The organism is Mucilaginibacter sp. P5_A4, from assembly GCF_056400605.1.
In genome coordinates, this window is sequence record NZ_JBFUKX010000079.1 from 1 (window position 1) to 16,000 (window position 16,000).

9 protein-coding genes are annotated in these 16,000 nt (G+C 41.3%); 2 read left to right on the top strand and 7 right to left on the bottom strand.

Annotated features, from left to right (window positions below; all coding sequences use genetic code 11):
• Together AC1DQW_RS26345 and AC1DQW_RS26350 are read left to right on the top strand one after the other, a co-directional pair.
• Positions 1-910: cadherin-like beta sandwich domain-containing protein (locus AC1DQW_RS26345; RefSeq protein ID WP_477456781.1), on the top strand; the 910-nt coding region annotated here is incomplete at its 5' end.
• Positions 911-912: 2 nt separating this feature from the next.
• Positions 913-1,863, top strand: a complete 951-nt coding sequence (locus tag AC1DQW_RS26350; protein ID WP_477456782.1) for a PorP/SprF family type IX secretion system membrane protein — start codon at positions 913-915, stop codon at positions 1,861-1,863.
• 183 nt (positions 1,864-2,046) lie between these two features.
• On the opposite strand, the gene AC1DQW_RS26355 is transcribed toward AC1DQW_RS26350, so the two are convergent.
• The 7 genes from AC1DQW_RS26355 to AC1DQW_RS26385 form a co-directional block, all read right to left on the bottom strand.
• Complete coding sequence (locus tag AC1DQW_RS26355) at positions 2,047-4,236, bottom strand: glycoside hydrolase family 3 N-terminal domain-containing protein (protein ID WP_477456783.1); 2,190 nt, start codon at positions 4,234-4,236, stop codon at positions 2,047-2,049.
• Between the two features lie 45 nt (positions 4,237-4,281).
• A complete protein-coding gene (locus AC1DQW_RS26360; protein ID WP_477456784.1) occupies positions 4,282-5,622 on the bottom strand; it encodes a vanadium-dependent haloperoxidase in 1,341 nt (446 codons plus the stop codon).
• Positions 5,622-8,942: a VCBS repeat-containing protein gene (locus tag AC1DQW_RS26365; RefSeq protein WP_477456785.1), complete on the bottom strand. Its 3,321-nt coding sequence runs from the start codon at positions 8,940-8,942 to the stop codon at positions 5,622-5,624. The genes AC1DQW_RS26360 and AC1DQW_RS26365 overlap by 1 nt, the downstream gene beginning before the upstream one ends.
• 124 nt (positions 8,943-9,066) lie before the next feature.
• Complete coding sequence (locus tag AC1DQW_RS26370) at positions 9,067-10,647, bottom strand: SusD/RagB family nutrient-binding outer membrane lipoprotein (protein ID WP_477456786.1); 1,581 nt, start codon at positions 10,645-10,647, stop codon at positions 9,067-9,069.
• 4 nt (positions 10,648-10,651) lie between these two features.
• Positions 10,652-14,083, bottom strand: coding sequence for a SusC/RagA family TonB-linked outer membrane protein (locus AC1DQW_RS26375; RefSeq protein WP_477456787.1), 3,432 nt, complete (start codon positions 14,081-14,083; stop codon positions 10,652-10,654).
• 174 nt (positions 14,084-14,257) lie between these two features.
• Complete coding sequence (locus AC1DQW_RS26380) at positions 14,258-15,349, bottom strand: FecR family protein (RefSeq protein ID WP_477456788.1); 1,092 nt, start codon at positions 15,347-15,349, stop codon at positions 14,258-14,260.
• Between the two features lie 88 nt (positions 15,350-15,437).
• On the bottom strand, positions 15,438-16,000 hold a 563-nt coding region (locus tag AC1DQW_RS26385), incomplete at its 5' end, for an RNA polymerase sigma-70 factor (protein ID WP_477456789.1).

Sequence of the window (16,000 nt, forward strand, 5' to 3'; positions counted from 1 at the left end):
GGTAGGCACTACAGATCATTTCACCGGATCTGTAAGCTTTTCTGCAACCAGTGTACAGCAACGCGTAACGTTAAGTGACAGCCATGCCTCTTATAAAGTAAACAATATAGCTGCAACATCAGGTACAGCCACAACAGTGGCACTTAACGCTACAGGTACCACCGATATTAATATTGTAGTAACAGCCGAAGATGGCATTGCTACCCGCACTTACACCGTAACTGTGAGTAAGAACGGATCATCAGATGCGGCTCTTACATCGCTAACTGTAAATCGTTTGCCGTTGACCAGGGTAGGCACAACAGATAATTATACAACCTGGATAGATTCGGAAGTTACAAGTATCCAGCAAAGAGTAACATTGAGTGACAGCCATGCAACTGTTACAGTTAATGGTACAAGTGCCACTGCGGGTGTTGCAACACCCGTAACAATTAACGCTACAGGTGCAACAACTGTTACAACTGTAGTGACAGCCGAAAATGGAGTAACTACAAGAACATACACTATCGTTATAAACAAGGTTGCGTCATCAACTGCACCGCTTACGCTTGCTTTGCACACGCTTGATGATAATAATAGTACGGGTGTCGCCAAAAAATCAAATAACATTACCAATTCCGATGATATCATTATTCATCAGGCTGTATCACCCAATGGCGACGGCGTGAATGAGGTGCTGGTGATAGACGGTATACAGAACCATGCTGATAACCACCTGAGTATTATAAACTCGGGCGGCTCACTGGTATACGACGTAAAAGGTTATGGAAATAACGGCAACTTTTTTGATGGGCACTCCAACAAAACTAATACCATGCAAAAACCAGGAACTTATTATTATTCGCTGGAATACACTGACGGGCACCAAACAAAACGCAAAACCGGATATATTATACTTAAATATTAATAGTGAAAGAAATTACATTGCGCGAATTAGCATTCATGTTTAACAAAAAAACAATTATAAAACTAAGCTTAAGTCTGCTGCCGGTATTAATTACCTGCAGCAGGATTTTTGCCCAGCAACAGATTTATAGCTATAGCCAATACGCTGATAATCTTACAGCAATAAACCCCGCTTATTCAATGCTTGATAAAGCCGGTTCGGTGAGCGTACTGGGACGCAAGCAGTTTATAGGAATAGATGGGGCGCCAAGCAGCGTGATGTTTAATGCCAATTTTCCTATTGAATCAATTAATGGTGCAGCAGGGCTTTATGTATTGAATGATCAGGCCGCAGTTGAGCACCAAATAGAATTTAATGCGTTTTTTGCTAAGGGAATACAATTAACACAAACCAACTACCTCGCTGTTGCTTTAAATGTGGGGGTGCGTAACTACGTTGGTAATTATTCTCAGCTGGATGCATCAGATCCGCAGTTTAGGAATGATGTGCGCGAAACAAAACCCAATATAGGCTTTGGAGTAATGTTATATGGCGCTAATTATTACCTCGGCCTTTCGGTACCTGAGTTTACTATCCGTAGTTTGGGGACAGCATCCGAGCAGCAGGCCAACTACCTGCGCACGCACTATCACTTTTCAGGGGCGTACCTGGCCGATATAAGTGATGATGTAAAGTTTAAACCTGCAACTCTGGTTTCCTATGTAAACGGATCGCCGGTTATTGCGAATGTGTCAGGTACTTTCTACCTGAAGGAGCAACTGGGGATAGGCCTAAACTATCGTACCGATAAAAAAGCGGCGGCTATGTTGTCGATAATTGCCAAATCATTTAGAATAGGGTATAGTTACCAGTTTGGTACATCGTCAAATAACCTGGGCGGTGTAAATATTACCACGCATGAGGTAGGTATAAGTTACAGGTTTGGAAATGTAACTGAAAGTAAATTATTATAAACGAAATATAATCAAAGTAGATATAACGACAGCAAATTAATGACATACAAAAATGGCAAAGCGACTAAACTTTGCCATAATTTACCATCACTTTTGAATTAACCCAGGCCGAACTGCAGCACATGCTTTCCCTGTTCTTTTCAGTAAAAAGGATCATTGGAAAGTGGAAATAAAGTATAGTCCCTATTTACCACTGATCTTAAAGTCTGAACTTAGTTTTTCATCGGCAGAGTTACTACCCAAAATCAGCTTATAATCACCCGGATAAAGTTTCCAGTTATGCTTTGTTAAATCCCATTTCTGAAGTTCCTTTACCGCTATCTTTATGGTTACCATTTGCTCATTTCCTTTTGTAATGGTAACCCTTTTAAAGCCTTTAAGCTCTTTTAATGGCATTCTGTCGAGGTTTGGATATTTAATATAGGCCTGCACAACCTCATCTGCATCCGTGTTACCTGTATTTTTAACCTTAATGGTTATACTGATAGTATCTTTCGCGGCATATTGTTTTTGCGGTACCGAAGCAGCTTCATAGCTGAAAGTAGTATAGCTTAAGCCAAAACCAAAAGGATATTGAACCGGGCCATTAAAGTATCGGTATGTACGCCCTTTCATGCTATAGCTCTCATATTTAGGGAGATCATCAACCGAATTATAAAAAGTAAGCGGTAAATGACCAGAGGGGCTGATCTTTCCAAAAACAATATCAGCCAGCGCGTTTCCGCCTTGTTCGCCGGGGTACCAGGCAAATATGATGGCATCGGCATATGGCGCTATGGCAGATACGTCCACATCGCTACCGGCAGTAATTACAGCAATGATAGGTTTTTTAACGCCTTTGCGTAAGGCTTTCATAAAAGCTATTTCGCTGGCAGGCAGGCTGAGGTTCTTTTTATCACCGCCAGATTCGGCCAGAAAAGCATCTCCGGCTTCGCCTTCCAATACGGGCGATAAACCCAATACGGCTATGGTTACATCGGCATTGCCAGCACCCCAGATGCCACCAAAATGGGTGGTATCACGATAATCGCAACCAAGGTCATATTCCACGCGTGTGGCGGCGTCAACCGCGCCGGTTATGCCCTCTACAAAGTTTACCACTTTACTGCTTACGCCATGGTAACTGCCTATCATAGCATCCAAATTCGCGGCGTTAGGACCTAATACCATAAAACTGGAATACTGACCTCGTTTGAAAGGCAATATGTTATTGTCATTTTTTAACAACACCATACTCTGCTGTGCAACTTTACGGGCCAGGGCTATATGCTGCGCATTATGGATACTATCGGCACCGTACGTTTTAAAGGGGGCAGCTCCGCCTTCATCAAAAAAGCCTAACTTAAACTGGGTTTTTAAGATACGGGACAGCGCCACGTCAACCTCTTTTTCTGCAAGCAGTTTTTGTTGTACAGCTTTAACAAGATCTCCCTGAAAAACTGATGAACAATCCAGGTCGATACCAGCTTTTATACCGGCGGCTGCTGTTTCAACAGCTGTAGGTATGGTTTTATGCGTTAAAAAAACGTCATCCAGCGCACCACAATCAGTTACTACATGGCCTTTAAAACCCCATTCGTTTCTTAGAATTCCGGTAACCAGGTTTTTGTTAACCGAGTTGGGTACACCGTTTATGCTGTTATAAGCTGTCATTACCGATTCAACCCCCGAATTAACCAACGCATGGAAGGCATACAGGTAGGTTTCGCGCATGTCCTTTTCGTCCACAATGGCATCAAATGAATCGCGGGTAGCTTCGGGGCCGCTATGTGCCGCGAAGTGCTTGGCAGTAGCCGATGCTTTCAAATAACGGGTATCGTTTCCCTGCATTCCCTGTACAAATGCCGAGCCGATATGGGCAGTTAGGAACGGGTCTTCACCATAAGTTTCCTGCCCGCGGCCCCATCTTGGATCACGGAATATGTTGATATTAGGTGTCCAGAAGGTGAGGCCCATGTATTGTAAATGGCGATCCATGGCTGTGGATACGTTATATTTTGCCCTGGCCTCGGTTGATATTACATTTGAAACCGAGTCTATCAGGCTTTCGTTAAAAGTTGCCGCCATACCTATGGCCTGCGGAAATATGGTGGCCTCACCGGCACGGGCAACGCCATGTAAACCTTCGTTCCACCAGTTGTAAGCAGGGATGCCCAAACGGGGAACGGCCTTACTGCGATACCCCAGCAAGGACACTTTTTCTTCTAAGGTTAGCTTGGCTATCAAATCCTTTACCCTTAGTTCAATCGATTGCGAGACGTCTTTGTAGATAGCAGTTTTTTGCGCGGTAGCCGGCAAAGCCGTCAATAAAAAAGCGCTGCTTAATAAGCAGGCAGTGCCCTTTTTTATCAACTTTTGTGTTATAAAATTCATTATTGGTGGATGTTTTATATAGATTTATGTAGATATATAGTATGATTATTTAGTTTGGGGCAAGATACCAGCTTTTTTTATTTTGGCAATGATACCACTCGCTACTTCTTTACCTTGTTGGTTCCCTTTTTCGATACTTTCCATATAATGGATGCCTCCGTAAAAACGAGACATTGATGCCTCGGCTGCTGCTTCGCGAAATGATTTAAAATCGCGCTGGCTGCTGCCGAAGGGAATTTCGGTATTATCCGTATAGGCAAAGTTATCACCAAGCAAATAGGTAAGTAGTTCGGCTGATGCATTTGAAATTACCGCATGGCCGCTGGTAAACTCCGGGAAGGGGGGAGTTTGTAAAACAGGCTGCCATTTAACATCCATATACCGGTTAATATAGGTTTCGGGGCGGATGCGGTTACTGGAGAATTTCTCCTCCCAGCAGCTGATAAAAGCATCCATTAACGTTAGTCCCTCTAAGGCAGTCACCATTATGGAATGATCAAAATCAAGGTGCGCCTGTTTGGTAACCAGCCCTGTTATATGCATCCAGTGCCCGCCCGGACTGATCTTTTTATAACCAATAGCCATGTGCCCCGAAGTAGTAATGGCGAAAGGGTTGCAATCCCAAAACAAGGCAATATTAATTTGTTCGGTAGTAAGGTGTTTCGAGATACCGTAAACGGCCTTAACCTGTTTGTAAAATGCCGATGTAGTATCCTTACTAAAAGGAATTAAAGGGGCCGGTTTATACTGATTGGCCGAATCAATCACCATGGTACGTATGGTACGCCAGTTTGGCTCAACTGCTTCAAAATATCCCGGAGGGGTTGGGTACCATTTACTTTCATCTTTTATAGGGGTATATCTTTTTAGAGCGCTTAATTTACTGTAGTTATCTGATTTTGAAAAACCTACCGCAATTTTTGATGCTGTTTCTGCTACCTTAACAGAATTATCAATGATACTTTGATCAACCTTGGTTTTTTGAAGTAACTGGATGAACGCGTCTTCATCATCCTTTAGCATAAAGCCCGATGGCAGCATAAGCTTAGCCGTTTCAAGGATGCTGTAATAGGCGGCTATTTTATAGTCGTATTTGGTATGGATGGTGTCTAAACTGTTATTAGGCTTATAGTCCTTTACAAATTTTTGCAGTTGGGGTATGGTTTTATTGTTGGCCGCAACAATGTTATAGGCGCCCAGCATGGTATAAGCATAGTAGCGTGCCGCAACCGGCGGACTAACCACATCGTGTACCATCACCATGGTTACAGCATTCACCGCATGATCCGGCTGTAAATAATCCGGGTAATCATTAGTGTTTTGTGCATAAGCCTGCCTGGTTATTACAGCACAAAATATAATAAGCGATATTTTTAAGTAATTCATTATTCTTTATAAAATTGAAGCGGCCCGTCGCTCACGCCTATCAGTAAATATGGTATATTGTTGATATTGATCTCCACCGCCGATTTTACATCGCCCATAACCGAAAGCCCGGATGTTGGCTGATCTACATAAGTAAAACCTCCCTTGCCATCGCCTTTTAACAGGCACCCGTAATTTGCATCAATACTGCCAATCTTGAGTCGGTTATCGGAGTGGTTACCTAACAAAAGAACATCGGTATGCCCGTCGTGGTCAAAGTCGCCGGTTATAACCTGGCTTACCGGCGCAAACTGTGCTTCTATTGGTAAAGGAGCAGGTGTAAACTTGCCATTGTTGTTGATGAAAAGCGTTGTTTGTATATTGTTAATGCTCAGCTTCCCGGCTTTGGCCAGGTCATCGGCACTAAAAATTTCATTGATGGTGGCATCAGCATACATTTTGTAGGAGTTAAACTTCCTGCGCATCGGGTAAATCTGCTCGTTAAGTTCGTCCCTGCTTACAAAAGGATAGCTTTTACCCTGAATATAGAAGTTAAAGAAAGGATCGATAGAACCATTGTTGTCCAGGTCGGTAAAATACATTTCGGCAGGTTCCTTATCACTTGCGCGGATCTGCGTGTTTAAGCCCAGGTTGCCTGCAATCAAATCGGGTTTACCATCGCCGTTTACATCGGCAAAAGCAATTTTATTCCAAAATCCTTTCTGAGGTGTATCAAAATAATCGCTGGTTTTATCTTTAAAGCTATCCTTGTCATTTACCAGGACAGTTACCGGCATATATTCACCACATACTACCAAATCTTTGCGGTTATCATTATTGAGGTCGATCCATTGGGCATCGGTAACCATCCCAATTTTATTAAATGGGATAGTGGCTGCTGTGAATTTGCCTTTGCCATCATTTACCAGCAGGTAACTTTGCGGAGCAGCCGGGTATTGACCCGGAATTACCCTGCCACCTACAAACAGGTCGATATCGCCATCGCCATCAAAATCGCTGGGCTTTACAACCGACTTACTATTGGCATTAAGTACTGGCAAGGCGGTAGGAGAGAGTACAAAGCGGCCATTACCTTCGTTGATATAAAGTTCGTCCTGCAGATCGGCAGTATTGGGATCATATAATGAATAACCTCCTTTTGCTATGTACAGATCTGGTTTACCATCGCCATTGGCATCAAAAAATGCAGCTGCAGACGTAGTGCCGATATTGTTGGTGATGCCACGAACGATATCCTTTGCCAGGTATTTACCTCCTGCCTGCTGCAGAAATATTTTACCGGGACTATCCTTTTCACCGCTTACAAATAAATCCTCCAACCCATCGCCGTTTACATCGGCCTTTACAATAACCGGGGCTGTTTTGGAGTACATGAACAGCATTAATAGCTGGCGTTTAAAATCATTCAGGGTGATCTCTTCCGGTTTAAAATCAATAACTGGTTCAGCATGCTTAAAAATAGTCTTCTTTACCACGCCCGCCTGTTCAGATGATTTTTCTGTTGGCTGATAGTTGATAGTCAGCAACTGATCTGCATTAACATCTTTAAGCAACTGCGAAGAATTATCGGGCCAGATAATGCGCACAGAATCAACCTTTTTGATATCGCCCAAACCAAAATTCAACGTTGTTGATACACATGAAAGGTAACCGCGGTTAGGATTAACTTCCTGGTATTGTATGTTTTTACCTGTGTATACACTTACTTTGGCACCAATGGCATTGGTGTTTTTACCGGTGCCTTTTAGTTTGATGGCAAGATAAGAGGTGTTATTTGCTTCGCGACTGGTGTTTTGGTAAACAGATGCCGGCTGATTGATATTATTAACCACCAGGTCAAGGTCCCCGTCATTATCCAGGTCCACATATACAGCGCCGTTTGAAATGTTTTGCTGGTTAAGGCCCCACTCCACCTGTTTATTGGTAAATGTAAGGTTGTGGTTGTTCCTGAAAATATAATCAGGTACAGCAGTTGAAGGCATGGCCATTACAAGGTCCATCAGGCGGAATGGTTCGCCTGCCATTGCTTTCTTGATCTTATAATCGCCCCAGTAGCGTAAAAAATCTTTATTGGTATAGTCTCTTAAGTAACCGTTGGTAACAAAAATATCCTTATAGCCATCGTTGTCAAAATCGGCAATGAGGGGGCACCAGCTCCAGTCGGTATTTGATACACCTGCCAGTTGTGCTATTTCGCTAAATGTGCCATCGCCATTGTTCAGATGCAGCATATTGCGCATATATTGTTTGTAAAGTCCCTGGTTTTGCATCAACGCAAACGACTCATAGTTTTCTTCTAATTGTAATGATTTTTGCCTGTGGTTATCCTCGGGCAACATATCAAGTGTCATAATATCGGGCAGGCCGTCATTATTAAAATCGGCAATATCAACACCCATCGAAAAGTGCGACATATGCCTTAACATATCTTTTGATTTTTCGGTAAAAGTACCGTTGTGGTTGTTAACGTATAGGTAATCCGGTTCGTTGTAATCGTTTGTTACATAAATATCAGGCCATCCGTCTTTGTCAATATCGGCAATGGCCACGCCCAGCCCAAATGTGAGTGGGTTTTGAACTATTCCGGCTGTTTTTGATACATCGGTAAAATGGCCGTTATCGTTTTTGAAGAGTTTATTGCTGGCTAAATCATCAGTTTGATTTTTATAGCGGGCCAGCTCCATATTATCTATTTTTTTAATGTTATGGTTCAGCAGGAACATATCAAGGTCGCCATCATTATCATAATCAAAAAATACGGCCTGTGTGCTGTATCCGGGGTCGGCTAAGCCATAAGCTTTGGCTTCTTCCTTAAATTTGTTATTGCCCTGGTTTATAAATAATTGGTTGCTTCGGGTTTCGTTATCAGTTTTGCCAGAGTAGCATACATAAATATCTAACAAGCCATCGCCGTTAACATCGGCCATAGTAACGCCGGTTTTCCATGAATCCCTGCGGCCTCCCAGGTTGGGGCTGGCATCATTGGTAATATCCTTAAACTTCATTTGCCCCATATTAAGATAGAGCTTATTGGGCTTCATGTTTCCCGTAAATAGCAGATCGGGCAGGCCATCGCTATTTATATCGCCAACAGCTACACCGCCACCATTATAAAAATACTCATATGATAACACGTTGAGCGATTCGGTCTCGTTGATATCATTACTGAATTTGATATTGGTTTCTTTACTGTTCAACAGCTTAAATAGCGGTTGCTGGGAGTAGGAGGGGAGTGCAGAAAAACTAAGCACGGCAGTAATTACAGCAGGGACAGAGAAGCCGATTGCGCGTTTTAAGAAATATAAATTAATAAGGGACATAAATACTTTAATTAAAACTTATGGTTGGGGGCACACAGTTCTAAAAAGGTTGCTAATCAATATAAAGGTAGTAAAACAAACAGGGAGACAATAATGTCTCCCTGTTTGTTAAGGAAATTAAATTTTATTTATCCCAGTAAACACGGGTAGCAAAATTGTCTGCACCCTGACGCGAAACCGCAGCGGCATAATTTGTGCCGTTGGTTTGTATAAGCGTAGTAGGATAAGGCATTCTGCGTGGAACCTGGCCGCTTATGTACTGGCCTGTATAGGTAATCGGGGTTAATACCGGGTACCCAGATCTTCTCCAGTTGGCAAATGTTTCGTTGAAATCAAACGTAGTTGAAGTAGCTACATAATATTCCATGTTAATTTGCTGTAAAGCAGTTGCCGGCACTAACGGATGAGCTGCAACATAAGTTGCAATATCACCTGCGTTTACAGCGGCTGCTGCGCTTGTGTTGTATTGTGCAAGTGTAGCCATATCTGCTGTTAAGGCGGCAGCATAATGCGTAGCTGCAACACCTGTGTTCCAACCCCTGGTAGCCGCTTCAGCCAACAATAATTCAGATTCGCCGTAAGTGTAAATAAAGTTAGCACTTGTTCTCTCTGCGTAAACTAACAGGCGTGGGCGAGAGTATTTGCCCAGCGGTGCAGGGGCGTCTGTAGCTGATGCCGCAGGAGTTGCACCCGGGTAACCAGGGGCACTGGCAATAGTACCGGTAGTGTAACCATTTGGCATACCAATTTGTAAACTTGCTGTATTAATACCAGCTTTAGTGCGGTCTTCATTAGCAATGCGACCATCACCATTGGTTATTTCCGCAATAGCCGAAATGCGTGGGTCATTAGTAGTTTTCATGAAATCAATTAGGGTTTTCCCCCAACGAACTTCTCTAAAATCATCAGTAACCAATAACGCATCAGAGTTGCTGCTGGTATTGCCGTTAGCATCCGTCATCACTTTAACATTATCTGCAATGGAAGTCATGGTACCACCGGTGTATGCTTTTTCTGCATAAGTTTTGGCAGTAGCTGCATCAACTTTTGTTAAACGCATAGCTGCTTTTAACATTAAAGAGTAGCCTAAACGTTTCCATTGATCAATATTGCCACCGTAAAATAAATCGGTAGTAGGAGCCGCTTTTGATGCATCAAGCGCGGCAGTTGCTTGTTCAAGCTGAGTAAGTATTGCGGTATAGATATCCTTTTGGGTATCAAATACTGGTGAGAATACTCCGCTTTTAGCTTGTCCTTCCTGTGAATAAGGTACATCTCCGTGTAAATCTGTTATACGTTGTATAAACATTGCACGTAAAATAGTACCACAAGCATCAAGGTTTGAAAGCTCTGCCTTACCTTTGATCAACGTTTTCATTTCGTCAACCAATGTAAGGGCACTGTATCCCCTGTTCCAGGTGCGGTTGAAATAACCGGTACCGCCACCGCCAAATACATACTTATCACCATTACTATAATAAGGGTATGTCGAAGAAAGTGACTGCATCCACATACTTTGGAAAAGTAACTGATCATAACCGGTTTGTGAAAAAGTCATTTGCGCCTGCGACATGAAAAAGTTTGGGTCAATGAGCTCAGCAGTTGTTTTATTTGGCTGTGTGTTTATCTGCTCGAAATTTTTAGTACAGCTTGCCATTAACGTAGCGCCCGCTAACAGGAAGCCAAAAATATATCGTTTTTTCATCTGTTTAGTTTTTGAATTTAAAGTTTACGTTTAAACCATAAGTCCTGGCGAAAGGCAAACTGGCACCTTCTATACCTGCATATCTTGGATCAGCAGAGAAACCAGACTCAGGATCAATGTTGTTGGTATGTTTCATGATAGTCCAAAGGTTACGACCAACTGCCGATACCCCTATGCTGCTAAATGGCGTACTTCTTAAGAAAGCAGCGTTAAAGTTATAGCCTAAGGTTATTTGGCGTAACTTAATAAAACTACCGTCTAAAACAGATACTGCGCCAACCCTGGTGGCTAAGGCCTGGTAGTAAGTTTGAGCTTGTACATTTACAGTATTGGCTGCACCTGCCGGGTTAACGCCTGCCCCAACTACACCTGTTTCACGGCCAACAAGTGTAAGTTTATTCAAACCTCTGTAAATGCTGGCGTTTTCGGTTGCTGAAAGTACTTTATTACCAAAGCGATAATCAACCAGGAAACTTAAATTGAATTGTTTGTAGTTGAACGTATTGTTTAATCCACCATAAATTTTAGGAATGGTTGACCCCATCGGTTTCAAATCGCCACGTTGTGGAAGACCTGACTCATCAAATTGGATTTTACCTGAAGCATCACGCAGATAGTCGGTAGCTAAAATTTGCGGGCCGGCTAAACCTACAACAAGAGCTGTAACGGCTGTTCCTGAACTTGCTGCCGGGCGGTAGGTACCAAAACCAATATTATTATTAGTTATGCCATCGGTTTGCAGAATTTTGTTTTTTACAAAAGTAAAGTTGAACGAAGGGGTCCAGCTGAAACCTGCTTTTTTTACAGGGGTACCATGAACTTCAATCTCTATACCACGGTTTCGGGTAGAACCTGTACCAATGTAGCGGTTAGTATAACCGGTAGACCAATCCAGGTTACCGTTAATGATCTCATTACTGGTTTTACGAGAGAAGAAGGTGGCATCAAAACCAAATCTATCACCCCAGAACTTCATTTCTACACCTGCTTCAAGCTCTTTTAAAGTGAATGGTTTTAAGAACAAGTTAGGTAACTGGCTGCTGAAACTTGCTGCTGGTGTACCATTTATCGAGTTGCTTAAACTGTAATAAACTGTATTGGCATAAGCAGAGGCATCGTTACTGGTTTGTGCGAATGATAATCTTACTTTACCTAAATCAACACCATTCATGGGATATAGTTCAGAGAAGATAAAGCTACCAGAAACTGATGGCGAGAATATACCCGGGCCAATGGCTTTTGATATGGTGCTATAGTAATCGTAACGGCCAGTGGTGCCCAATACTAAGAAATTTTTAATAGAGAAATCTGCTGAGTAGTAAGCTGAGTTAACTTGTTTTTTGCTTGCCTGATCTATCTGTGGCCCCGAATCACGGGTTTTAAAGTTTGTTAAACTATAAAAATAAGGAATGATAAATCCGTTTTGGCCATTGATAAATGTACCTGTTAATTCGCTTTTACGGATGTTGCCGCCAATAGACAAATCTAAGTTTAAAAGGTCTTTAACAAGGGAATGTTTAGCGTTAACCAAAACATCGGTATTAAACTCCTTAATATGCGTTTGGCTGGTGTTCATGGTACCGTTATCATTACGGTAGCCTGTACCGGTAGGCTCAATGTTTACCCTGCTATCGTTGCTGTCATCATAACCTACACGTCCTTGTAAATAAATCCAGTTAGTGAAGTCATATTTAGCGGATATCGCCGATATCAAACGTGTTCTGCTTACATTGCTTATAAAATTATAGGCAGCAAAATATGGGTTAGTTACATAACTGTCATCAGTAAATGTTAACTCCTTACCATTAGCAGTTGTACCTGGTGCTAAAGTAGCCTGATCCTGGTTTGGCGCTAAAAACTGTACGTTGTTAGGGTTACCCGGGCCATCACTTAAGCCAGATCTGTTTTTTGAATTTTCTATAACGTAGTTAGCTACTACGTTCATATTTAACTTTTTAGTTACTTGTTGGCTTCCATTAAAGTTAAATGTCTTTCTGTCAAGATAGCTGTTTGGCACCATTGAATTTGCGCGTAAGTCAGAAACTGACAAACGGAAGGCACCTGTTTCGTTACCACCTGTAAATGATGCTGTGTTGGTAAAGCTTGGCGCTGTACGGTAAAAATCAATGTAATTGCTTACCGGTGAATATTTATGCGTTTTACCATCAATTTGCATAACATCAGATCCATCCATTTTAGGACCCCAGGCAAGGCTGCCCGAGTTACGGGCTAAATCAAGTGTAGTAGGTTTTGTAACTACGCCCAGTTTGGTTATAGGATCAGTCACAAGTAAGCCTTGTCCATACACCTGTTGAAAATCAGTATTATCTACCGGTTGATCAAATTGTATGTTGGTATTAAATTCAACACCAAACGGCGAATTTTTTTTACCTGTTTTGGTAGTGATTAAAATAACACCGTTTGAGGCGCGTGAACCGTAAAGTGCAGAAGCCGACTGGCCTTTAAGTACAGTCATTGATTCAATATCATCAGGGTTGATGTTAGAGATACCGTCACCGTAGTCAGCACCGCCCCACTCGCCGGATGCACCGCGTTGTGTGTTATCCATTGGTACACCATTGATAACATATAGCGGGCTACTTGCAGTAAAGCTGGTTAAACCACGTAATAATACCCTTGCAGATGAACCCGGGCCGCCATTTGAAGCACCAACGCTTAAACCGGCAACACGGCCCTGTAATGATAAGGCAACGTTACTTTCTTTTGCTTTATTTAAAGCATCGCCGTTAACTGTTGTTACCGAGTAGCCTAATTTTTTCTGTTCTTTGCTGATACCCAATGCAGTTACAACAACTTCATTAAGGCTTTTGGCTGCTATGGTTAACTTAACAGAAAGTTCTGTTTTACCTGCTACAGCTACTTCCTGGGTTTCGTAACCTAAGAAAGAGAAGACAAGTACAGCATTATCGGGGGCATTTACCGAGAAATTACCATTGGCATCAGTAATAGTGCCTGTAGTTGTTCCTTTAATCCTAACCGAAACACCGGGTGCAGGCGCACCGTTTTCATCAACAACTTTACCACGAATAACAGCTGCGCTTACAATCTCATTTTTTTGAGAAATAACGATCAGGTTATTTTCCAGCTCGGTGTAGGTAAAATCTGAATTGGCTAACAACTTGTTAAGCACGGAAGTAACTTCTTCGTTTTCAACGTTCAGTGTTATTTTTTTACCTGAAGGTATTTTACGCTCGCTGAATACAAAGTGATAGTTGGTTTGCTTTTGAATAGCAGAGATAACCTTGCCAAAAGCAACCGATTTTACATTAAACGTGACTTTTTGTTGTGAGTATACTTTGGCCATTGAGTGCAGGCTAAAGAACACTGTTAAAATAAATGTCAATTTCATTATTAATATGGACTTAAATAGCCAATAGTTATCTCTTACACCCTTTGGGTGTTTAAAATATTTCATACTTTTACTTAATTAAAGGTGACTTGATTAAATGGCAATGTTCTGTTCGAGAGAACATTGCATGAATAACTAACAGATCTTCATCTTAACGGGGATTACCATTGGTGATTCCCGTTTTTTTTGGGTATGTAAAGGTTCCTTTATTTCATAGGCTTGCTTAATTCATTAGTTTGGTTAATAAATATATACGGTTTCATTTTTGTATTTATAGGAAAAATGTTCAATAAGTTGCAACGCGCTTAATGCTTGCGTAATGGTTTCTTTTTCGAAAACCCCGGTAAAATGATAATCTTTTGCAACTGAATTTTTAAATTTCATTTTTATACCGTACCAGCGTTCCATCTTGTTGGCTAATTCATTAAAGTCTTCGTCTTTAAAAACAAGCCTGTTATTTACCCACGAGGTTTCAACCACTGTGGTATCATTTGATCGCAAATAAGTAAGATTGGTTAAGGCGTAGCTGGTTTTGGCACTATCGGGGGTTTGTGCCACTAAATTCCTGTTTATTGTATGCCTTTTAAAAGTGGTGCTTTTTAAAATAAGCTTCTCGTTCGGTTTTAAAATGATCCTGTCGGCAGGCCTGTCGGCCAGGGTTACTTCAATTGCGCCCCTTATAAGGGTAGTTTCGCTTGCTATATCGTTTTTATATGATTTTACATTGAAAGCCGTACCTAAAACCTTTATGCTCATTTTACCAGCATGTACAATAAACGGATGTTTATGATCTTTTGCCACGTCAAAAAAGGCTTCACCATTCAGGTAAACCTCGCGGGTTGGGCCTTTAAATGAGGGAGGATATTTCAATGTAGTTTCTGAGTTTAATGTAACAATTGAACCATCACTTAAATAGATCTTTGATTTTACGCGGCTTGGCGTTTTTTTTTGCTGTAAATCAGCAATTTTAATGTTGTTTAAACTATAGCCCCAAAAATTGTAAACAGCAAACATGCAAATACCAGCTATAAAAATGGCTGCGATGCTGCGTATAAATAGCTGCCTGTTTTTGTACGCATCAACAGGTATACCAGTTTCGGTTTCTTCGGCATCTTTTTGCGGAACTTCAATTTTGTTCCTTATCCGTTGAAACATTAAGTCGGTATTTGAATAATGCTCCTCGTTTTTAACCAAATAGGTTTTAAAGAAATTATTTTGCTGTCTGCAATTGTTATCGTTTGCAACCAGGAAACTGAATTCTTCTAATTCCCCTGCATCAATCTCGCCGGAGAGTTTTTTTGAAAGCAGTTCAATAAATCTTTCGTTAACCATTTAATTGTGCAAGTGGGCTTTTTTTAGATAGGACAACGTTTTTTTTAAAATTGCCTACAAGCTTTAAAAAAAAATTTAAAAAGAATTGCTATAACAACGAAAGTCCTATGGTGTGGTGATCAGAAGAAGCCTTTTCGGCCGATTTTGCAGACAACTGATGCGTAGAAAGTATAACGCTCAGTTTTTTTATAGCCCTGAAAAGCTGGGTTTGTACAGTACGCGGTGATATGTTTAAAATTTCGGCAACTTCTTTGTACTTCATGCCGTCTTCCTTAATAAGTTTAAAAATTATACAAGCCTGCTGAGGCAGGGATGCGATTGCATTATCTAATAAAAAATGGAGTTCTTTGCGTTCAAGTTCTTTTTCGGGATCAAAGGTGTTTACAAACTTAATTTCGTCCGAAGCTTCGATTTGAACAAGATGGATATTGGAGAATTTTTTTAAATAGTTGAAGGATTGGTTTTTAACTGCTACAAATAAATATGTTTCGGGGTTAGCTATCTCAGTAAGGTTTTTACGGGATTCCCAACATTTTATAAACACATCCGATACTATCTCTTCGGCAGCTTCTTTTTGACGGATGTAAAATACACAAAACTTTATAAGCCGGGTATTCAGCGCATGAAACATTAATTCAAATGCCTTGATAT